Source organism: Sinomicrobium endophyticum (assembly GCF_052983315.1).
Window position 1 is genome coordinate 76,557 of record NZ_JBRKIS010000040.1, and the last position, 22,243, is coordinate 98,799.

At 43.8% G+C, this 22,243-nt stretch carries 18 protein-coding genes and 2 tRNA genes; 5 read left to right on the forward strand and 15 right to left on the reverse strand.

The window, feature by feature from the left end; translation table 11 throughout:
- Positions 1-100: 100 nt before the first annotated feature.
- The gene (locus tag ACVBDU_RS15205; RefSeq protein WP_447180590.1) at positions 101-1,174 is read left to right on the forward strand and encodes a porin; all 1,074 of its coding nucleotides are present in this window, start codon (positions 101-103) and stop codon (positions 1,172-1,174) included.
- 274 nt (positions 1,175-1,448) lie between these two features.
- Here the strand turns inward: ACVBDU_RS15205 and ACVBDU_RS15210 are convergent, their stop codons facing one another.
- A complete protein-coding gene (locus tag ACVBDU_RS15210) occupies positions 1,449-2,096 on the reverse strand; it encodes a DUF1684 domain-containing protein (protein WP_447180591.1) in 648 nt (215 codons plus the stop codon).
- A 146-nt stretch (positions 2,097-2,242) separates the two neighbouring features.
- Here ACVBDU_RS15210 and ACVBDU_RS15215 point away from each other — a divergent pair, with 146 nt between their 5' ends.
- The 3 genes from ACVBDU_RS15215 (at position 2,243) to dnaJ (ending at position 5,404) form a co-directional block, all read left to right on the forward strand.
- Positions 2,243-3,463: an MDR family MFS transporter gene (locus tag ACVBDU_RS15215; protein WP_447180592.1), complete on the forward strand. Its 1,221-nt coding sequence runs from the start codon at positions 2,243-2,245 to the stop codon at positions 3,461-3,463.
- Between the two features lie 174 nt (positions 3,464-3,637).
- The gene (locus ACVBDU_RS15220) at positions 3,638-4,222 is read left to right on the forward strand and encodes a nucleotide exchange factor GrpE (RefSeq protein WP_447180593.1); all 585 of its coding nucleotides are present in this window, start codon (positions 3,638-3,640) and stop codon (positions 4,220-4,222) included.
- 60 nt (positions 4,223-4,282) lie between these two features.
- A complete protein-coding gene (gene dnaJ, locus ACVBDU_RS15225) occupies positions 4,283-5,404 on the forward strand; it encodes a molecular chaperone DnaJ (RefSeq protein ID WP_447180594.1) in 1,122 nt (373 codons plus the stop codon).
- Positions 5,405-5,657: 253 nt separating this feature from the next.
- On the opposite strand, the gene ACVBDU_RS15230 is transcribed toward dnaJ, so the two are convergent.
- Positions 5,658-6,938, reverse strand: coding sequence for a replication-associated recombination protein A (locus tag ACVBDU_RS15230; RefSeq protein ID WP_447180595.1), 1,281 nt, complete (start codon positions 6,936-6,938; stop codon positions 5,658-5,660).
- A gap of 89 nt (positions 6,939-7,027) precedes the next feature.
- On the opposite strand from ACVBDU_RS15230, the gene ACVBDU_RS15235 reads away from it, so the two are divergent.
- Positions 7,028-7,729 (forward strand): rhomboid family intramembrane serine protease, encoded by a 702-nt coding sequence (locus tag ACVBDU_RS15235; RefSeq protein WP_447180596.1) that lies wholly within the window; start codon positions 7,028-7,030, stop codon positions 7,727-7,729.
- 56 nt (positions 7,730-7,785) lie between these two features.
- Here the strand turns inward: ACVBDU_RS15235 and ACVBDU_RS15240 are convergent, their stop codons facing one another.
- The 13 genes from ACVBDU_RS15240 to ACVBDU_RS15300 form a co-directional block, all read right to left on the reverse strand.
- Positions 7,786-8,607 carry a hypothetical protein gene (locus tag ACVBDU_RS15240; RefSeq protein ID WP_447180597.1) on the reverse strand — a complete coding sequence of 274 codons (822 nt, stop codon included), beginning with the start codon at positions 8,605-8,607 and terminating at the stop codon, positions 7,786-7,788.
- A gap of 236 nt (positions 8,608-8,843) precedes the next feature.
- On the reverse strand, positions 8,844-9,158 hold the full coding sequence (locus ACVBDU_RS15245) for a DUF3467 domain-containing protein (protein ID WP_447180598.1): 315 nt from the start codon (positions 9,156-9,158) through the stop codon (positions 8,844-8,846).
- Between the two features lie 77 nt (positions 9,159-9,235).
- Positions 9,236-13,537, reverse strand: a complete 4,302-nt coding sequence (rpoC, locus tag ACVBDU_RS15250; RefSeq protein ID WP_447180599.1) for a DNA-directed RNA polymerase subunit beta' — start codon at positions 13,535-13,537, stop codon at positions 9,236-9,238.
- A 90-nt stretch (positions 13,538-13,627) separates the two neighbouring features.
- On the reverse strand, positions 13,628-17,437 hold the full coding sequence (gene rpoB / locus ACVBDU_RS15255) for a DNA-directed RNA polymerase subunit beta (RefSeq protein ID WP_447180600.1): 3,810 nt from the start codon (positions 17,435-17,437) through the stop codon (positions 13,628-13,630).
- A gap of 124 nt (positions 17,438-17,561) precedes the next feature.
- Complete coding sequence (gene rplL, locus ACVBDU_RS15260; protein ID WP_072319001.1) at positions 17,562-17,942, reverse strand: 50S ribosomal protein L7/L12; 381 nt, start codon at positions 17,940-17,942, stop codon at positions 17,562-17,564.
- A gap of 47 nt (positions 17,943-17,989) precedes the next feature.
- Positions 17,990-18,508 carry a 50S ribosomal protein L10 gene (gene rplJ / locus ACVBDU_RS15265; RefSeq protein WP_123216360.1) on the reverse strand — a complete coding sequence of 173 codons (519 nt, stop codon included), beginning with the start codon at positions 18,506-18,508 and terminating at the stop codon, positions 17,990-17,992.
- 25 nt (positions 18,509-18,533) lie between these two features.
- Positions 18,534-19,223, reverse strand: coding sequence for a 50S ribosomal protein L1 (rplA, locus tag ACVBDU_RS15270; RefSeq protein WP_447180601.1), 690 nt, complete (start codon positions 19,221-19,223; stop codon positions 18,534-18,536).
- Positions 19,224-19,242: 19 nt separating this feature from the next.
- Complete coding sequence (rplK, locus tag ACVBDU_RS15275) at positions 19,243-19,680, reverse strand: 50S ribosomal protein L11 (protein ID WP_447176230.1); 438 nt, start codon at positions 19,678-19,680, stop codon at positions 19,243-19,245.
- 67 nt (positions 19,681-19,747) lie between these two features.
- The gene (nusG, locus tag ACVBDU_RS15280) at positions 19,748-20,299 is read right to left on the reverse strand and encodes a transcription termination/antitermination protein NusG (protein ID WP_447180602.1); all 552 of its coding nucleotides are present in this window, start codon (positions 20,297-20,299) and stop codon (positions 19,748-19,750) included.
- A 17-nt stretch (positions 20,300-20,316) separates the two neighbouring features.
- Positions 20,317-20,508, reverse strand: a complete 192-nt coding sequence (gene secE, locus ACVBDU_RS15285) for a preprotein translocase subunit SecE (protein WP_447180603.1) — start codon at positions 20,506-20,508, stop codon at positions 20,317-20,319.
- A 14-nt stretch (positions 20,509-20,522) separates the two neighbouring features.
- Positions 20,523-20,593: transfer RNA gene (locus tag ACVBDU_RS15290), tRNA-Trp, on the reverse strand.
- A gap of 70 nt (positions 20,594-20,663) precedes the next feature.
- Positions 20,664-21,851, reverse strand: a complete 1,188-nt coding sequence (gene tuf, locus ACVBDU_RS15295; RefSeq protein ID WP_447180604.1) for an elongation factor Tu — start codon at positions 21,849-21,851, stop codon at positions 20,664-20,666.
- 55 nt (positions 21,852-21,906) lie between these two features.
- Positions 21,907-21,978: transfer RNA gene (locus ACVBDU_RS15300), tRNA-Thr, on the reverse strand.
- Positions 21,979-22,243 lie beyond the last annotated feature (265 nt).

Genomic DNA, 22,243 nt, shown 5'->3' on the forward strand with positions numbered 1-22,243 from the left:
GGCAGAACGCTCCGCATAATAATCCTCATTCAAAAAAAGATATTCCGGCGTTTCGATACACACATATGCAGTAAACATCAAAACAATTAATCTTTTTATTATGAAATCGATTACTATGACAAAGTTCGTAAAAAAAGTGCTTTTTGCCATCATGGCATTCGTGAATTTAACCGTCTTTGCACAAGAAGAGACCAAATTTCAAATAAGCGGTAGTGTAGACGGCTATTACCGATATAATTTTTCGGACGAACAAAGACAGGCCCCTCTCTCCTCCTTTGCAAATAACCCGGGATTCGCACTCGGAATGGCCAATGTAATTGCTTCTTATGAAGGCGAAAAGGTAGGTTTTGTTGCCGACCTCGTCTTCGGCCCCAGGGGAGAGGATGCTGTCTTTCTATCTACAGGTTCCTCCAACATCGTAAACCAGTTATATGTATACTGGACAGTTAGCGATGCGGTGACCCTGACCTTCGGTAACTTCAATACCTTTCTTGGCTATGAGGTGATATCTCCTACCGGAAATTTCAACTATTCCACCTCATACATGTTCTCTTACGGCCCGTTTTCACATACCGGTTTAAAAGCCGATTTCAGCCTGTCCGAAAACTGGTCTGCAATGCTCGCTGTGATGAATCCTACGGACTATACCGAGCATAATCCGGCTGGAGTCTATACTTACGGAGCACAACTCGGTTACGAAACCGAAAACGGGGGCACATGGCTGAACGCTATTTACGGTAAGCAGTACGACGGAACGGCCATGGCCATTAGTGAAGAACCTACCTTCCAGATAGACCTTACCACAGGATACGACCTTACAGACATGTTCTATCTTGGGTTAAACGCTACCTATAACGAAACCAAAGATGCAGGAGGATTTTACGGGGTAGCCCTGTATCCTCAGGTAAAAACATCCGAGAGTTTTGCTTTGGGTCTGAGAGCCGAATACTTTAAAGAACTGGAAGACGGAGGCCCTGTATACGGACCGGATATAAACACCTGGGACTTTACCCTCACCGGGAGTTATACCGTAGGGGATCTCACCATTAAACCGGAACTTCGTTTAGATACCGTTTCCGAAGACATGTTCTTTGACAAGGACAGTTTCGACACTGCTGTTCCGAACAAAGGAAACCTGGGATCCTTTGTCCTGGCTGCTATCTATAAGTTTTAAAATTCCCGGATTTTTTCAGTTTACTTACTTGTTGCCAGCAAACAGGCCCGGTTTCTACAAAGAAGCCGGGCCTGCTTTTTCTTCCTTCAATGTTGACAGTTACTTTTATATAACGCAATGTACTTTTCAAGCAGTTTTCTTCTTACGCCTTTACCAGAAGAAAAAATTACTTTCCACACCATATCTAAAGAAGTGATGAACGATACGGCACATTTCAATATAGGATATATTCAATAACTCTCCCGGAAGACCGATGACTTTACAAAAGTGATTTTCAAATAGCTTCAAACGCCTTTACTCCGGCCCGTACTGCTACCGGAAGCATATTCTCTTCAGGAACAATGGGACAGGAATATTTTTTATTATAGGCGCAGTAGGGATTATATGCCTTATTAAAATCTATTATAATTTCTTTCCCATGGGGTATACGCAAATCTATATACCTGCCCCCTCCATAGGTTTCCTCTCCATTGGTAGCATCCGAAAAAGGCAGAAACAGGTAATCCTCATACCCTTCTCTGGTGATCAGTTCCTGGTTTTGGTATACATTGAGCTTATACTTCCGTCCGTCTATCACAAAATGCAGTATTCCGTATCTGACTTCTTCCGTAACTCTGTCTGTCGTAGTAGGCATAAGAAACGGTGATTCACCAGGGGTTGTTTCCAGCCTCGCTTTTATCTGCCATGCAGTATCGACCGGGAAAAAATCAAGTCCCCGGAAACGTTTCCGGTCCCTGTCTTTCAAAGGAGATATCTTGGGGTCACGGAACTCTTCGTTCAATTCCCGCTGAAATTGTTCGATATCCCATATGGTACTTGTAGAATCTGTTGTTGCGGAATTTTGCGTATCATGGTATCTCTTATCCCCTTTACAACCGGTAAAAACAATAAGAAATACCAATGTAGCCAACATCGTTTTCATAACTCTCATTCTGTTTTTGTGTATTGTGTATAACTTCAGTTACAAAGCTATAATTTTATTTATTCTATCCGGGAAAAATAACCGTTTTCCCTTCTTTTGTTTATTTGAATATTGTGTAAGTTTGAAGCTTAATTTTTTCTTCTCTTATGTTTCGTTCGCTCCTGCAAAAATACATTTCCTCCTTTGGGGGATTCTCCAGGGAAATCTGGTTCCTGACACTGATTACTTTTATCAACCGGGCAGGTACTATGGTACTTCCCTTCTTGTCCAGATACCTCAAAGAAGACCTCCTTTTTTCCTACGGTCAAATTGGCTGGGTTATGGTTTGTTTCGGGCTGGGCTCTATGGCTGGTTCATGGCTGGGCGGAAAATTCTCCGATAAGATAGGCTTTTACAAAGTAATGGTATTCAGTTTATTTGCCAGTGGGTTATCATTTTTTGTGCTGCAATTCATAACGGGGTTTCAGGGGCTTTGCATAGCCATGTTCGTTATCATGACTATTGCGGATATGTTTCGCCCTGCTATGTTTGTCTCTCTCGGCACCTATAGTAAACCCGAAAACAGGACCAGGGCACTGACATTGGTTCGTCTGGCCATAAACCTCGGGTTTGCTGCAGGTCCGGCCCTCGGCGGACTTATTATCATACGAATGGGATATTCCGGATTGTTCTGGATAGACGGAGCTTCTTGTATTATTGCCATTACACTCTTCCGCATCCTGGTAAAAGAAAAGAAGAAAAAACCGGAAGAAGTTACGGAAACCACCGTCAAAGAGGGGGTCCCGGTTATGAAAGACAAACCTTATTGGGTATTCCTGTTTATTACTTTTGTTCTCGGGATGCTGTTCTTTCAGCTTTTTACCACCATGCCTGTATACCACAAAGAAATATACGGGCTTTCGGAGTTTCAGACGGGATTGTTAATGTCGTTAAACGGACTGATGATCTTTGTGTTTGAAATGCCCCTGGTGAGCTATATAGAAAAAATAAAAACCGACAAGCCCAAACTTATCTATATCAGTGCGATACTTATGTCTGTCAGTTTTTTAATCCTGTTATATCCCGGATGGACCGGAATACTGGTAGTGAGTATGGCTATTATTACCCTGGGAGAAATGATCGGTTTTCCATATACCAATGCTTTTGCCATGAGCCGGGCCAGCAAAGGAAGGGAAGGCAGGTATATGGCTTTGTATACCATGAGTTTCTCCCTCGCCCACATATGGAGTGCCAAAACGGGAATGGAGCTCATTGATCGCTGGGGATATAATGCCAACTGGTTATTTATGAGCGGCCTGGGATTTATTTCCGTTATCTGCGCACTGTGGCTTCGCAATATGATACGCAAAGAAAAACAGCAGGTTTAAAACCGGAATATCGTATTTTAAAAACACCTTATTTTATTACCCCGGGACTAACCCCTGCAATGACATTATGGCATTTTTGAGGTAAATATCTACGCTCTTAACAACAGTAATAGGATCCCGAAGTGTTTGGCAATACTTTTGCAGTATGCAAGCCGGTATAAATAGTTACGCAATATGGCAAAAAAGGATAAAAACGAAGAGACGGTTAATAAAGATATAATGGCAGAGGAGCAAAACGCTCCGGTTACCGAAGAAAACACGGAAAACCAGGGACTTTCCACAGAAGACCTGCTAAAGGAAGAACTTGCTAAAGAAAAAGACAAGTTTTTGCGTCTCTTTGCCGAATTCGAAAATTATAAAAAAAGGACCGCAAAAGAGCGAATAGAACTGTTTAAAACGGCAGGACAAGATGTCGTGTCTGCCATGTTGCCCGTCCTGGATGATTTTGACAGGGCACTAGCTGAAATCCAGAAACAAGGGAACAGTGAAGTTAATGTTGGGGAAACAGGAAACAGGAATGAACTGCTGGTAGGCGTTGAACTGATCAGCAACAAATTCAGCGAAGCCCTGAAAAGCAAAGGCCTCATGGAAATAGAGACCGCCCAGGGAGATATGTTTGATGCCGAACTGCATGAAGCCATAACCCAGATCCCGGCACCTACCGAAGAGCTGAAAGGTAAAATTATCGATGTGGTAGAAAAAGGATACCGTCTTGGGGATAAGATCATACGGTACCCTAAAGTAGTTGTAGGAAAGTAACAGAACTGACGGTCATACCCTAAATTTCTCCGGTAGAAATTCGGGTAAAAAACGGAACAGATGAAAGAAGATTATTACGAAATACTGGGAGTAGACAAAAATGCTTCAACAGCGGAAATAAAAAAGGGCTACCGAAAAAAAGCCATACAATACCACCCGGACAAAAACCCGGGAGATACCCAGGCGGAAGAGATGTTTAAAAAGTCTGCCGAAGCTTACGAGGTATTGAGTGATCCTGACAAACGAGCCAGGTACGATCAGTACGGACATGCTGCATTTGACGGTAATGGCGGGTTTGGCGGTGGCGGTATGAATATGGACGATATATTCAGCCAGTTCGGAGACATATTCGGAAGTGCCTTTGGCGGCGGAGGAGGATTCGGTGGATTCAGTAGTGGATTCGGCGGTCAACGACGTGTTAAGGGAAGTAACCTCCGGATACACGTAAAACTCACATTGGAAGAAATTGCCAGGGGTGTAGAGAAAAAAGTAAAAGTTCGCCGAAAAGTACAGGCTCCGGGAGTTTCTTACAAGACCTGCCCTACGTGCCACGGTACTGGACAAGTAACCCGTGTAACCAATACTATCCTCGGGAGAATGCAAACTTCAGCCCCCTGTAATGCCTGTGGCGGAGCCGGACAGATCATTGACAAAAGGCCGTCCGACGCAGATGCGCAGGGATTAAAAATAAGCGAGGAAACTGTTTCCATTAAAATACCCGCGGGTGTTGCAGATGGCATGCAACTCAAAGTAACGGGAAAAGGAAATGAAGCCCCGGGTAACGGTATTCCGGGAGATCTTCTTGTTGTGATTGGGGAAACAGAACACGAAACCCTCAAAAGGGAAGGAGATAACCTGCACTACGATCTTTATGTGAGCATACCCGAAGCAGTGTTGGGTACCTCCAAAGAAATAGATGCCGTTACCGGAAAGGTAAGAATCAAACTGGAAGCAGGTATGCAATCCGGAAAAATACTGCGCTTACGTGGCAAGGGAATTCCAAGTATCAATGGCTACGGAAGCGGAGACCTGCTGGTTCATGTCAATGTATGGACACCCAAGACGCTGAATAAGGAACAAAAAGAATTCTTCGAACAAATGGTACAGGACGAGCACTTTACACCCAAACCGGAAAAAAGTGATAAATCTTTCTTTGAAAAAGTTAAGGATATGTTTTCGTAAGCAAGGTTTCTGAGATAAAATGCGGCCGGAGTTGTTAACTCCGGCTTTTTATTTCCCTGAAAATCCGAAACCTACCGCTATGCGATTTTTTTTAAGCAATTTTTACTCAATTCCTAAAAATATCATAAAAAAAATGTATATTTGAAAACCCACTAAGAAATCTTAGTGTTAATTTTTTTCTTTTTCATAGCAATTTTTTCCCATCCTTGACCCCGATTAAGGATGGGTTTTGTTTTTATACTGTTTTCTTTCGTTATTCATCTTTATACTTATTCCCCCACCGCTTCTCCAGGAATTCCTTTATACTGCTCTCCCTTGCATTCTTTGCCGGAACGTAAAAGGAGGTTCCTTTTAATTCCTCCGGCAGAAATTCCTGGTTCACAAAATTCTGGTTATAATCATGCGCGTATTTATATTCCTCTCCGTACCTGAGTTCCTTCATCAGCTTGGTAGGAGCATTTCTGAGGTGCAACGGCACGGATAGGTCTCCCGTTTTCCTGACAGATTCCTGTGCCCTGTTAATGGCCATATAAGCCGTATTGCTCTTGGGCGATGTGGCCAGATAAATGGCGCACTGGCTAAGTATAATACGCGATTCCGGATACCCGATGGTAGTAACTGCCTGGAACGTATTATTGGCTATGACCAGTGCAGTAGGGTTAGCAACACCTATATCTTCCGAAGCCAGTATAAGCATTCGCCTGGCTAAAAACTTTACATCCTCCCCTCCTTCTATCATACGTGCCAGCCAATACACAGCTCCGTTGGGGTCGCTTCCTCTTATCGACTTGATAAACGCGGAAACAATATCATAGTGTTGTTCACCGGTCTTATCATAAAGTACTGTATTTTTCTGTACTTTTTCCAATACCAGATCGTTGGTAATAGTAACTTCTTCGGTTCCTTCGGAATTAATTACCAGCTCAAAGATATTCAGCAACTTCCGACCATCTCCCCCGGATAACCTCAGAAGAGCCTCTGTTTCCTTAAGATCAATTTTCATACCGGATAACACAGTATCCTTTTTCATTGCCCGGTGCAAAAGGGCCTCCATATCCGATTTATTAAAGGCATTGAGTACATACACCTGGCACCTGGAAAGCAAAGCGGGAATTACCTCAAAACTCGGGTTTTCGGTAGTAGCGCCGATAAGGGTAACCCAGCCTTTTTCCACTGCTCCGAGCAGGGAATCCTGTTGTGATTTACTGAAACGGTGTATCTCATCAATAAAAAGTATAGGGTTTTTTGTAGTGAATAACCCGCCACTTTGCTTGGCCTTGTCTATAACTTCGCGTACATCTTTTACCCCGCTGCTTATGGCGCTCAGGATATAGAAGGGCCTGTCGCTCTCATTGGCTATGATATTGGCAAGAGTAGTTTTCCCGGTTCCGGGAGGACCCCAGAAAATCAGTGACGGAATAATACCCCTTTTTATCTGTTTGGTCAAAGATCCCGTTTCCCCGATCAAATGCGACTGGCTTATGTAGTCTTCCAGGGTCTTGGGACGTATTCGTTCTGCAAGTGGTTCATTCATGCTATAAAATTACTATATTTATTTTGATGACAATTTACCATGTTACCCATTTTGGTAACCAATTTGCTATACCGTAAACTAAAATGCCAATGCAAAACCAGAAAATTTTTCATTTTTCCCTGACCACCATTCTCTATCCGTTTCTCTTTATTTTGACCTTATGGACGGTATATTGGATAGAGGTACGGTTTGGCTATGATTTTTCGGATTACGGTATACTTCCCAGAAAAGCATCGGGACTGCGGGGCATACTGCTCAGCCCGTTCATACATGGCTCCATAAAACATTTGTACAACAACACCTTCCCTCTGCTTATCCTGGGGACTATCCTGCTCTATTTTTACGGCAGGCTCAGTCTGAACGTCATGATCTACGGTACACTGCTCAGCGGATTCCTCACATGGATTATAGGCCGTGAGGCTTACCACATAGGTGCCAGCGGACTTATCTATATGTTAAGCAGCTTTATCTTTTTTAAAGGAATCTTTACCCGATATTATCGTTTGATAGCACTATCCCTGCTTGTAGTATTTCTGTACGGCAGTCTATTGTGGTATATTTTCCCCATTGATGAGGAAATTTCGTGGGAAGGACATTTATCCGGATTTATCACAGGGTTTATCCTGGCAGTATGTATCCGGGGTAAACTTCCGAAACCTGTGAAATACGCCTGGGAAAAAGACGATTACGACGAAAAGAACGATCCTTTCCTTAGGCACTTCGACGAGAACGGCAATTTTATAGAAGACCCGGATGAAAGGGAAACCCCGGAACCAGAAAAACAAGAATAGATATTATACTTATCTCAACATAATATCTATTCTCCGGTATCTTTCCGTAAACAAGCTTAGAACTTTATGTTCAGTTCTTCCAGCACACGCTCGCCTCCTTCATAGTATTCGGCGATCCACTTTCCGTCTTTTTGGGTAAGCATCCCGTTTTTATCTTTTATAATAAACACATTTTCCGCACTTGTACTCTGCAGTACAAAAATCACTTTCGGGGAACTATCTACCAGTTGATAGCCGTTTTCTACCGGCTGGGCGTATAATACATTGGTATTGTTTACCGCAGTTACCCTGGTCTCTACTCTTTGTTGAATATCCCGGGCAGCTTCTTTTACCTGGTTGCTCTGAGTCCGGGTAAGGTTGCCGGCATTTGCAGGCGATGTTGAAGATGCCGAAGGGGTCCGTGCCACAGGTGCTGATGTCACGGTCCGTTGCGATACGACAGATAGTGACGGATCGTAAGAATAGTTCAGTTCTTCCACGGAAAGGAAAGCCTTCCGCAATGCATCTTGATAGGCTGCTTTATAATCCTTTTCTTTACTCTTACCTTCTTCAGAAACAAAAACCACTTCTCCCCTGCAATTAGTAAGTTCCACAATAAGTTTGGTAGTAAACATGTTGGAATCATCTCTTACATCCGCCCTCAGTGCAAGACAACTGTTTTGTTCCATTTCTTCGGTGAGGTTATTCGTATAAACAGCATTAAAATTGTATTTTTCAAATAAAAACTTGGCCAGGGCATTCACCTGGTACTGGTTTTCTTTTTTCAGAAAATCAAATTTTTTAGGTACAATAACATACTTATACCCGTTAACACTGCTTTGCGCAAACCCCGCGAACATTCCGAATATCACGAAAGCAAATACTATTATTTTCTTCATCGTATTTTGTATTTTGTAGTTGGAGGGTCGTTTTTCCCGGGGATAACTTCTTCTAAGTTATGCTTCTATAGCCAAGCAGGTACAAACCCTTTTATATTTCTGCTAATTTCTGAAATTCTGTCCATATATTCACTATAACCGGAAAATTTATCCCGTATGCCAAGGTAAATAAGGAGTATATCTATAATAATACACCTAAAAAAAGCCCCGAACTTTATAGTTCAGGGCCAATATCTTTAAGCTTCTCCCGTAGGACCGAAATTTAATGGTATCGGAGGCTGATCGTAGTCTTTGATCTCTCCGTGAGCCGATTCAAAACGATGGATATTTTCACCCAGTACTTTCATGAAACGTTTGGCATGCTGCGGCGTAAGGATTATGCGGCTTTTTACTTTAGCCTTGGGTGTTCCGGGCATAACGTTTATAAAATCTACTACAAATTCGGATATGGAATGATTGATTATGGCCAGATTGGAATAGGTTCCTTCGGCAACACTTTCATCCAGCTCTATATCTATTTTTGCTTTTTTCGGTGTGTTCTGATCACTCATCTTGTACGGTTTAAGATTCCGGGTTAAAATACAAGGCCGGGATACAAATCCCGGCCCTGTTTTAACTTCCGTATAATTTAATAAAGACTAGCTTCCTGCTTGCTGCTCATGATCTCATCGTATTCTTCTTTGGATCCTACAATGATATTATCATAATCACGCATACCTGTACCGGCAGGGATCTTATGTCCTACAATAACATTCTCTTTCAGCCCCTCCAGAGTATCTACTTTACCGTTAACGGCTGCCTCATTGAGGACTTTGGTAGTTTCCTGGAACGAAGCCGCAGAGATAAACGACTTGGTTTGCAACGATGCCCTGGTAATACCCTGAAGCACCGGCGAAGCGGTAGCTGTTATCACATCTCTTGCCACAACCAGTTTCTTGTCCGCCCTTTTGAGAATGGAGTTTTCATCTCTCAATTGACGTAACGTTACGATCTGACCGGCTTTGAGTGTGGTAGATTCTCCCGAATCCTCAACAACCTTCTTACCGAACAGTTCGTCGTTCTCTTCGATGAAGTCATCTTTATGAACCAGTTGTCCTTCCAGGAATATCGTATCGCCGGGATCGTTGATCTGTACTTTACGCATCATCTGACGAACTACAACTTCAAAGTGTTTGTCGTTGATCTTAACCCCTTGCAAACGGTATACTTCCTGTACTTCATTAACGAGGTACTGCTGTACGGCAGAAGGCCCTTTGATATTCAGGATATCTTCCGGTGTCACAGATCCGTCGGAAAGCGGTATTCCCGCTCTTACAAAATCGTTCTCCTGTACGAGTATCTGATTCGAAAGCTTTACGAGATATTTCTTGATCTCTCCTATTTTCGACTCTACGATGATCTCTCTGTTACCTCGTTTTATTTTACCGAAAGAAACTACACCATCTATTTCGGAAACAACAGCAGGGTTAGACGGGTTACGGGCTTCGAAGAGTTCGGTAACCCTTGGCAGACCTCCCGTAATATCCCCGGCCTTAGCCGACTTACGAGGTATCTTAACCAGTACTTTACCTTCTTTGATCTTCTCGCCGTTATCTACCATAATGTGAGCACCAACAGGAAGGTTGTACGAACGCAGGGTATCTCCTTTGCTGCCTTTGATAAGCAACGTAGGAATGAGTTTCTTGTTCCTGGATTCGGAAATAACCTTTTCCTGGAAACCTGTTTGTTCGTCAATTTCCACCTGGTAAGTAATCCCTTGTTCTACGTTTTCGTAAACGATGCTTCCGGAGAATTCGGAAATAATAACACCGTTGTAAGGGTCCCACTGGCAGATTACATCGCCTTTACTTATTTTCTGACCGTCTTTTATAAATATCTGTGATCCGTAAGGAATATTGTTCGTACTCAGTACTATTCCGGTTTTCTCGTCGGTGATCTTCACTTCTGAGGTACGGGATATTACCACGTCTACTTCTTTTCCTTCCGCATTTTGACTTTTTACGGTTTTCAGATCTTCTATAGTAACAACACCGTTGAACTTGGCATGCAGTTTGCTCTCTTCGGAGATATTACCCGCAATACCACCCACGTGGAATGTACGCAGTGTCAACTGTGTCCCCGGTTCACCGATAGACTGTGCTGCGATGACACCGACAGCTTCTCCTTTTTGTACCATTTTACCTGTAGCCAGGTTTCGGCCATAACATTTGGCACAGATACCGTGTTTGGCTTCACATGTCAGTGCGGATCGTACCTCGACACGCTCCAACGGAGATGCATCGATCTTCTTCACGATCTCTTCGGTGATTTCTTCACCGGATACTGCCAGCCGTTCTTCGGTCAACGGATCAAATACATCGTGGAGGGATACACGTCCGAGAATTCGCTCTCCGAGAGATTCTACAATCTCCTCGTTCTTTTTCAGAGCTTCTACTTCTACTCCCCTCAGTGTACCACAATCTTCGGTATTGATAATAACGTCCTGGGAAACGTCTACAAGACGACGTGTAAGGTATCCCGCATCCGCAGTTTTAAGGGCGGTATCCGCAAGACCTTTACGCGCACCATGCGTAGAGATAAAGTATTCCAGGATCGATAGTCCTTCTTTAAAGTTTGAAAGGATCGGGTTTTCGATGATCTCTCCACCGCCTGCGGTAGACTTCTTCGGTTTTGCCATAAGACCACGCATCCCGGTAAGCTGACGGATCTGTTCTTTGGATCCCCTCGCACCGGAGTCGAGCATCATGTATACCGAGTTAAACCCTTGCATATCCTCACGGATACGTTTCATAGCCAACTCTGTAAGCATGGCATTGGTAGATGTCCATACGTCAATTACCTGGTTATAACGTTCGTTATTGGTAATAAGACCCATGTTATAGTTCATCATAATACCGTCTACCTGCTCATTGGCTTCGGCGATCATCTGGTGTTTTTCCTCAGGGATAATAATATCTCCCAAACTGAAAGAAAGTCCGCCTTTAAATGCCATTCCGTATCCTGTACTCTTTATTTTGTCCAGGAAGTCAGCCGTTGTAGGTACATCTGTTACTTTAAGTACGTAACCGATAATATCCCTTAGCGATTTCTTCGTCAAAACGGCATTGATGAATCCGGCCTGTTCGGGCACCACCTCATTAAATAATACTCTACCTACGGTAGTCTCAAGGATTTTGGTAACCAGTTCGCCTTCGTCATTAAAGTCTTTGGTTCTTACCTTAATTATAGCGTTCAGGTCTACTTTCCTTTCATTGTATGCTATAATTACTTCCTCCGGAGAGTAGAAGGTAAGTCCTTCTCCTTTTACAGTCACTTCGGGAGTACTTCTTCGTTCCTTGGTCATATAATACAGTCCGAGTACCATATCCTGGGAAGGTACGGTAATCGGCGAACCGTTTGCCGGGTTCAGTATATTATGAGAAGCGAGCATCAACAACTGTGCTTCCAGTATAGCTTCCGGTCCGAGCGGCAGGTGCACTGCCATCTGGTCACCGTCAAAGTCGGCGTTAAAGGCTGTACATGCAAGCGGGTGCAGCTGAATAGCTTTACCTTCTATAAGCTTGGGCTGGAATGCCTGGATACCAAGCCTGTGCAGTGTGGGGGCACGGTTCAGCAGAACCGGGTGTCCTTTAATCACATTATCCAGGATATCCCATACTACGGGCTCTTTTCTGTCTATAATTTTTTTCGCGGATTTTACGGTTTTTACAATACCTCTTTCTATCAGCTTACGGATAACAAAGGGTTTGTAAATTTCCGCTGCCATATCTTTAGGCAGACCACATTCGTACATTTTCAGTTCCGGACCTACAACGATAACCGAACGAGCGGAATAATCCACCCTTTTACCGAGGAGGTTCTGACGAAAACGTCCTTGTTTCCCTTTCAGGGAATCGGACAGGGATTTCAGTGGCCTGTTCGATTCGGTCTTCACCGCGGAAGACTTACGGGTATTATCAAACAGGGAATCCACAGACTCCTGAAGCATCCTTTTTTCGTTTCGGAGGATCACTTCGGGAGCTTTTATCTCCATAAGTCTTTTCAGACGATTATTTCTAATAATAACCCTTCGGTACAGGTCATTCAGGTCGGATGTTGCAAAACGTCCTCCGTCCAAAGGTACCAGCGGGCGCAGTTCCGGCGGAATAACCGGAATCACCTTCAGGATCATCCATTCCGGTTTGTTCTCCCTGTTTTGCTGTGCATCCCGGAATGCTTCCACTACCTGCAGCCTTTTCAGGGCCTCGGTTTTTCTTTGTTTGGAAGTTTCGTTGTTGGCCTTATGACGAAGGTCATAAGACAAAGCGTCCAGGTCAATTCTGTTCAACAGCTCTATGATACATTCCGCTCCCATTTTAGCGATAAACTTGTTGGGATCGGCATCTTCCAGGTATTGGTTATCCTGGGGAAGACTGTCCAGAATGTTCAGGTATTCTTCCTCGGTGAGGAAATCCATTTTCTGCAGGTCATCTCCTTCGGCATTCTTAGCGTTTCCGGGCTGGATAACTACATAACGCTCATAGTATATGATCATATCTAGCTTCTTGGAAGGAAGCCCCAGCAAATATCCTATTTTGTTGGGCAGGGACCTGAAATACCATATATGCGCGATAGGAACAACCAGGTTGATATGCCCTACGCGGTCTCTTCGTACTTTTTTCTCTGTAACTTCTACACCACACCGGTCGCAGACAATACCTTTATATCTTATCCTCTTGTATTTCCCACAAGCACATTCATAATCCTTCACCGGACCGAATATCCGTTCACAAAACAACCCGTCACGTTCCGGTTTGTGTGTCCGGTAGTTTATGGTTTCCGGCTTCAAAACCTCTCCGCGGGATTCCGCGAGGATAGACTCCGGCGATGCCAGGCCTATAGAGATTTTATTAAATCTCGTTACTGTATTCTTATCTTTTCCTCTTGCCATGATGTATGGTGATAATGAATTAAGTGTAATTTGGTACGGGGAGACGGCAACCTGTCCGTAGACGGATTGCCGTGTACCTCGTTATATAAATTATTCCTCCAGCCTGATATCGAGTCCCAGACCTTTGAGTTCGTGCATCAACACGTTGAAAGATTCCGGCAGTCCCGGTTCCGGCATTGCCTCTCCTTTCACGATAGCTTCATAGGTTTTAGCCCTACCGATAACGTCATCGGACTTCACGGTAAGTATTTCCCTAAGTGTGCTGGATGCTCCGTAGGCTTCCAATGCCCATACCTCCATCTCTCCGAAACGCTGTCCACCGAACTGTGCTTTACCTCCGAGCGGTTGCTGGGTGATAAGCGAGTAAGGTCCGATAGAACGTGCGTGCATTTTGTCGTCGATCATGTGACCCAGTTTGATCATGTAGATCACCCCTACGGTCGCAGGCTGGTCAAAACGTTCTCCGGTACCACCGTCATAGAGATAGGTATGTCCGAACCTCGGCACTCCTGCCTGATCGGTATACTTGTTGATCTCATCGAGTGAGGCACCGTCAAAAATAGGTGTAGCAAACTTTTTGCCCAGCTTTTTACCTGCCCAACCGAGAACGGTTTCATAGATCTGCCCGATGTTCATACGGGAAGGTACCCCAAGCGGGTTAAGCACTATATCCACCGGTGTTCCGTCTTCCAGGAAAGGCATGTCTTCCTGGCGAACAATACGAGCCACAATACCTTTGTTACCGTGGCGTCCGGCCATTTTATCTCCAACTTTCAGTTTACGCTTCTTAGCGATGTAAATCTTAGCCAGTTTCATAATTCCGGCAGGGAGTTCATCTCCTACGGAAATAGTGAACTTATCTCTTCGCAACGCTCCCTGAAGGTCATTCAGTTTTATCTTGTAGTTGTGAAGCAGATCGGCTACCAGTACATTCGTATTATCGTCCGTAGTCCAGGTTCCTCCGACAAGGTGAGCGAAGTCATCCACACCGTTGAGCATTTTCAGGGTGTATTTCTTACCTTTCGGTAATACTTCCTCTCCGAGATCATTCAATACGCCCTGGGAAGTTTTTCCGTTTACAAGGGTAAACAACTTCTCTACGAGTACACTCTTCAGGTTTTCAAACTTGGTGTTGTACTCCAGATCCAGTTTAGCGATATCTTCCTTATCTTTTGCTCTTTTGCGCTTGTCTTTGATAGCCCTGGAGAACAGTTTTTTGTCGATCACCACACCGTTGAGCGAAGGGGAGGCTTTCAGAGATGCATCTTTAACATCTCCGGCTTTGTCTCCGAAAATCGCACGAAGCAGTTTTTCTTCCGGTGTCGGGTCGGACTCTCCTTTCGGCGTAATTTTACCGATAAGAATATCTCCGGGTTTCACTTCGGCACCGATCCTGATCATACCCTGTTCGTCGAGATCCTTGGTAGCTTCTTCCGAAACGTTCGGGATATCGTTGGTAAGTTCTTCTGCTCCGAGTTTGGTATCCCTCACTTCCAGAGAATACTCGTCGATATGGATGGATGTAAAGATATCTTCACGTACCACTTTTTCCGAAATAACGATCGCATCCTCAAAGTTATATCCTTTCCACGGCATGAAGGCTACCTGCATGTTTCTTCCCAGTGCAAGTTCTCCCTGCTGGGTCGCATAACCTTCGCAGAGTACCTGTCCTTTTGCCACCCGGCCACCTTTCTTAACGATAGGTTTGAGGTTAATGGAAGTCCCCTGGTTTGTTTTACGGAATTTGATCAGCTCGTATGTTTTGGAATCATCATCAAAACTTACCAGTCTTTCTTCTTCCGTTCTGTCGTATTTAATGGTTATTTTCTGAGCATCCACATACTCCACGACACCATTGCCTTCAGCATTGATAAGTACCCTGGAATCGGAGGCTACTCTTCTCTCCAGTCCGGTACCTACAATAGGCGAATCCGGCTTCAGTATCGGCACGGCCTGACGCATCATGTTTGATCCCATCAGGGCACGGTTTGCATCATCGTGTTCCAGGAACGGAATAAGTGATGCGGATATGGAAGCGATCTGGTTTGGCGCAACGTCCGTATAGTGTACCTGTACAGGATCTACTACCGGGAAGTCTCCTTCCTCACGTGCAATTACCTTATCTTTCAAAATAGTTCCGTCACTGTCCAGCGGAATATTTGCCTGGGCAATGAGTTTTTCTTCTTCTTCTTCAGCACTCAGATATGTAAACTTGGTAACATCTACTTTACCGTTCTCCACTTTCCGGTATGGTGTTTCAATGAATCCCATGGTATTTACCTTGGCAAAAACACTCAGGGAAGAGATCAAACCGATGTTCGGTCCTTCCGGTGTTTCAATCGGACAAAGGCGTCCGTAATGCGTATAGTGAACGTCACGTACCTCAAATCCGGCTCTCTCCCTGGAAAGACCTCCCGGCCCGAGGGCAGACAGACGTCTCTTGTGGGTGATCTCGGCCAACGGGTTTGTCTGGTCCATAAACTGGGACAACTGGTTGGTACCGAAGAAAGAGTTAATTACGGAGGACAGGGTTTTGGCATTAATAAGGTCAATCGGGGTAAATACCTCGTTATCCCTTACGTTCATCCGTTCCCGGATGGTTCTGGCCATACGCGCCAGACCTACACCAAATTGTGCGGACAATTGTTCTCCAACCGTTCTTACACGCCTGTTGGACAAGTGGTCGATATCATCCACTTCGGCTTTGGCACTGATAAGTTCAATCAGGTACTTGATGATGGTGATGATATCTTCTTTGGTCAGGACCTGCTTATCCATATCGATATTCAGTCCCAGCTTTTTGTTCATCCTGTAACGTCCTACATCTCCCAGGTTATAACGCTGATCGGAGAAGAAGAGTTTGTCGATAATTCCGCGGGCAGTCTCCTCATCGGGCGGTTCCGCATTACGCAATTGCCGGTATATGTGTTCTACCGCCTCTTTTTCGGAGTTGGTAGGGTCTTTCTGCAATGTATTGTGAATTATCGCATAGTCGGCGGTCTGACTGTCTTCCTTATGCAGAAGGATAGTTTTGACATCCGCGTCGATAATCTCATCTATATGATCTTTTTCCAGTATGGTGTCCCTGTCGAGCACGATTTCGTTACGCTCGATGGAAACTACTTCACCGGTGTCTTCATCTACAAAATCCTCATGCCATGTATTCAACACTCTTGCGGCAAGCTTTCTGCCGAGTACTTTTTTCAGACCGGTTTTGGAAACCTTAACTTCCTCGGCAAGGTCAAAGATCTCGAGGATATCTTTATCTCTTTCAAAACCTATGGCCCTGAACAGGGTGGTTACCGGTAATTTTTTCTTCCTATCGATATACGCGTACATTACGCTGTTGATATCGGTAGCGAATTCTATCCACGAACCTTTAAAAGGTATTACCCTGGCAGAATATAATTTGGTTCCGTTTGCATGGAACGATTGTCCAAAGAATACTCCCGGAGAACGGTGCAACTGGGAAACAACAACTCTTTCGGCTCCATTAATAACAAAAGTACCGCTGGGTGTCATATACGGTATGGTTCCCAGATAAACGTCCTGCACTATGGTTTCGAAGTCCTCATGTTCCGGATCGGTACAATACAGTTTCAACCTGGCTTTCAAAGGCACGCTATAGGTTAACCCTCTTTCAATACATTCCTGGATGGTATACCGTGGAGGGTCCACAAAATAATCTAAAAATTCTAATACAAACTGATTGCGTGTATCAGTAATCGGGAAGTTCTCCATGAAGGTGTTATACAACCCTTCACGTCCTCTCTCTTCAGATTTGGTTTCCAGCTGGAAGAAATCCTGGAACGATTGAATCTGAATGTCCAAGAAATCGGGATAATCCGGTGTGTTCTTGGCCGAGGCGAAACTTATTCTTTCAGTCTGATTTGTGAACATCAATGGACAAAATTTTGATTAAAATATAAGTAATATAAGGCATATAATTATATATGCAAAAGGGTTTAGGCCTAGTTCGCGTATCGCGAAAAGACCTAAACCAAGGCTTTAAAGCTCAGGGAACTTATTTAAGTTCAACCTCTGCTCCGGCTTCTTCTAAAGAAGATTTGATTCCTTCTGCTTCGTCTTTAGAAATTCCTTCTTTGATAGCTTTAGGAGCGCTGTCTACGATCTCTTTAGCTTCTTTAAGTCCAAGACCGGTAAGTTCTTTTACCAGTTTTACAACTGCTAATTTAGATCCACCAGCAGCTTTAAGGATTACGTCAAATTCGGTTTTTTCTTCAGCAGCTTCTCCACCTCCGGCAGCAGCACCACCTCCGGCAACAGCAACTGCAGCAGCAGCAGGTTCTATACCGTATTCTTCTTTCAATATGTCTGCTAACTCGTTTACTTCTTTTACAGTTAAGTTAACCAATTGTTCTGCAAAATCTTTCAAATCTGCCATTTCTATCGTTTTTAGAATTTTAAATATAATTGTTATTAAGTGCGTACTTACTCTTTTTCTGATAAAGTTTTAAGGATACCTGCAAGTTTTCCACCTCCGGACTTAAGACCGGAAATAACGTTCTTAGCAGGAGATTGCAACAATCCGATGATATCCCCGATAACTTCTTCTTTGGATTTGATGTTAACCAGGGCATCCAATTGCTCATCCCCGATATAGATCGCTTCTGCGATAAAGGCACCTTTCAACAGAGGTTTATCCGATTTCTTACGGAAGTCCTTTATCAGTTTTGCAGGAACATTACCTGTTTCAGAGAACATCAGAGATGTATTACCTTTCAGAATGGAAGGTAATTCACCAAAATCTTTATCAGACGCTTCCATCGCTTTGGAAAGCAATGTATTCTTTACCACCGCCAGTTTCACATTGGCTTTGAAACACGCCCTACGCAAATTAGAGGTAGCTGTCGCATCCAAGCCAGATATATCTGCAAGGTAAATATTTGCATTATCAGCCAACTGTGCAGTTAAATCACTGATTACCGTTGCTTTTTCTTCTCTCGTCATGATTAAAAGAATTATTAACTACCAATTAAACTGCCTTAGGGTCTACAGGTACACCGGGACTCATTGTACTGGACAAGTGAATACTCTTGATGTATGTACCTTTAGCTGCAGTTGGTTTTAGTTTAATTAAAGTTTGAATCAATTCATTCGCGTTTCCGGCAAGTTTATCCGGAGTGAATGAAGCTTTCCCTATAGCGGCATGCACGATTCCGGTTTTATCAACCTTAAAATCGATTTTACCAGCTTTTACTTCGCTAACGGCTTTAGCCACGTCCATTGTTACCGTACCGGTCTTAGGGTTAGGCATCAGTCCGCGGGGTCCGAGAATACGTCCCAACGGTCCTAATTTCCCCATAACACTTGGCATAGTAATAATAACATCAACATCCGTCCAGCCGTCTTTTATCTTTTGCAGATATTCGTCAAGACCTACATAGTCCGCACCCGCTTCCTTTGCTTCAGCTTCTTTATCCGGCGTTACCAAAGCAAGAACTTTCACATCCTTACCGGTACCGTGCGGCAATGTAACCACACCACGAACCATCTGGTTCGCTTTACGCGGATCTACACCCAGCCTTACAGCAATGTCTACAGAAGCATCAAATTTCACATTGGTTATTTCTTTAACCAAAGCGGAAGCCTCATTTACCGAATACAGCTTATTTCTGTCTATTTTAGACAAAGCTTCTTTTTGCTTTTTCGTCAATTTTGCCATTTCCCTTGTCTTTTAAGATTTAAAAAGGCTTCTCACCACTAACCGTTAATCCCATAGACCTCGCGGTACCGGCTACCATACTCATGGCAGACTCTACGGTAAACGCATTGAGATCCTGCATTTTGTCTTCAGCGATCGCTCTTACCTGATCCCAGGTAATGCTGGCCACTTTCTTACGGTTAGGCTCTCCGGAACCACTTTTAATCTTAGCCGCTTCCTTCAATTGAACTGCCGCCGGCGGTGTCTTTATGATAAAGTCAAATGACTTATCTTTATAAACCGTGATAACAACGGGTACTACTTTCCCCTGTTTGTCCTGCGTACGAGCATTAAACTGCTTACAGAACTCCATGATGTTAACGCCGGCAGCACCTAAAGCGGGTCCAACCGGTGGCGACGGATTCGCAGCACCTCCCCTAACTTGTAGTTTAACTACTTTACTAACTTCTTTTGCCATTGTTCAGAATTTAATATAAGGAAGCGTCTTTTTCTAAGGAAGCAAAAGACACTTCTATATGTAACATTTAAATTTTCTCTACTTGCATATAACTAAGCTCCAAAGGTGTCTTCCTACCGAATATCTTCACCATCACCTCCAGCTTACGCTTTTCTTCATTCACTTTTTCTACGGTACCGTTAAAGCCGTTGAAAGGTCCGTCTATAACTTTTACGGTCTCTCCGACACTATAAGGTATAACCACATTATCCGTCTTAACAGACAATTCATCTACCTTACCAAGCATTCTGTTTACTTCGGATTTGCGCAAAGGCACAGGATCTCCGCCTTTTACCTCGCCAAGAAAGCCGATAACACCGGTAATAGACTTTATAATGTGTGTAACTTCCCCACCGAGGTTAGCTTTCACCATTACATACCCAGGAAAGTAAACCCTTTCCTTATTCACTTTTTTACCGTTGCGTATCTGAACTACCTTTTCGGTAGGTACGAGCACCTCATCCACATAGTCAGAATAGCCAAGCCGAGTCACCTCATTTTCAATATAAGACTTCACTTTATTTTCCTGGCCACTGACCGCCCTTACCACATACCACCGTTTCACTAATGCTTCTGCCATTGCAATCTACTCGTATATTAACTTAATTTACTATAATACAGACTGATCAGCTCACCAAAACCTACATCAATTCCCCATATAGCCAAAGAAAACAATATAGAAAAAACAGCTACTACGACCATCAGCCTTTGTCCTTCGGCCCAGGTAGGCCAGGTCACGTTGTTTTTTAATTCTTCGAAGGACTCTTTTATATAACCTACTACTGCCATCTTTTTTTACTTTGCACGGGTGGAGAGATTCGAACTCCCATCAACGGTTTTGGAGACCGCTATTCTACCCTTGAACTACACCCGTTCGTAAAGCCGGAAGAACCTAACAAAGAAAAGGCATCTTCCGGCTTTTACTTATAATTTTAAGACTGCGATTAGTCTAATATTTCAGTTACCTGTCCGGCTCCAACTGTTCTACCACCTTCACGAATCGCAAATCGAAGACCCACGTTAAGCGCGATAGGCTGGAGAAGCTCCACAGTAATAGTAAGGTTATCTCCGGGCATTACCATTTCTACTCCGTCAGGAAGAGAAATAGTACCTGTTACGTCAGTTGTACGTACATAGAACTGAGGACGGTAGTTATTATGGAAAGGAGTGTGACGACCACCTTCTTCTTTCTTAAGGATATACACCTCTGCTTTGAATTTAGCATGAGGCTTTACAGATCCCGGCTTACAGATTACCATACCTCTTCGGATCTGAGTCTTTTCAATACCTCTCAGAAGAAGACCTACGTTATCTCCGGCCTCACCTCTATCTAATATTTTACGGAACATCTCAACCCCGGTAATAGTAGAAGTCAATTTTTCAGCCCCCATACCGATGATCTCTACAGGATCTCCTGTTTTAGCAACACCGGTTTCAATACGTCCTGTTGCAACAGTACCACGACCAGTGATCGTAAATACGTCTTCTACAGGCATAAGGAAATCCTTATCTACATCCCTCTCCGGCAATTCAATCCAGTTATCCACAGCTTCCATCAACTCCATAACTGTATCTACCCATTGTTTCTCTCCGTTAAGAGCTCCGAGAGCAGAACCTTGAATTACAGGACCATTATCGCCGTCATACTCATAGAAACTCAACAAGTCTCTTACTTCCATATCTACAAGCTCGAGCAGCTCAGGATCATCAACAAGGTCAACTTTGTTCAGGAAAACTACGATTCTCGGAACACCTACCTGACGTCCAAGAAGGATGTGCTCACGAGTTTGCGGCATAGGACCATCGGTAGCAGCAACAACCAGGATAGCACCGTCCATCTGAGCAGCACCGGTAACCATGTTTTTCACGTAATCGGCGTGACCAGGACAGTCAACGTGCGCATAGTGACGGTTAGCTGTTTGATATTCTACGTGTGATGTATTAATTGTAATACCTCTTTCTTTTTCTTCCGGAGCATTATCAATCTGATCAAAGCTTCTTGCTTCAGAAAAACCGGCATCCGCCAAAACTTTAGTTATAGCTGCGGTTAAAGTTGTTTTACCATGATCCACGTGTCCAATAGTACCAATATTCAAGTGGGGTTTGGAACGATCAAATGTTTCCTTTGCCATGATTTAATAATTTAATCTTAGTTATATATTAGTGTTCAAATTTAAGTTCTCCGTGAGCCAACGACGGGATTTGAACCCGTGGCCTCTTCCTTACCAAGGAAACGCTCTACCCCTGAGCTACGTCGGCAGTCAAACCGGTTTTACATCGTAAAAATCGGTTACAGAGCGGGAGACGAGGTTTGCTTCGACTACGCTCAGCATAAACTTCTCACCTCTCTCGCTTTTCAAGCAAACCATTCACTTCAACGCAAATTACTTGCTTTTTCAAAGAGCGGGAGACGAGGTTTGCTTCGACTACGCTCAGCATAAACTTCTCACCTCTCTCGCTTTTCAAGCAAACCATTTACTTCAACGCAAATTACTTGCTTTTTCAAAGAGCGGGAGACGAGGTT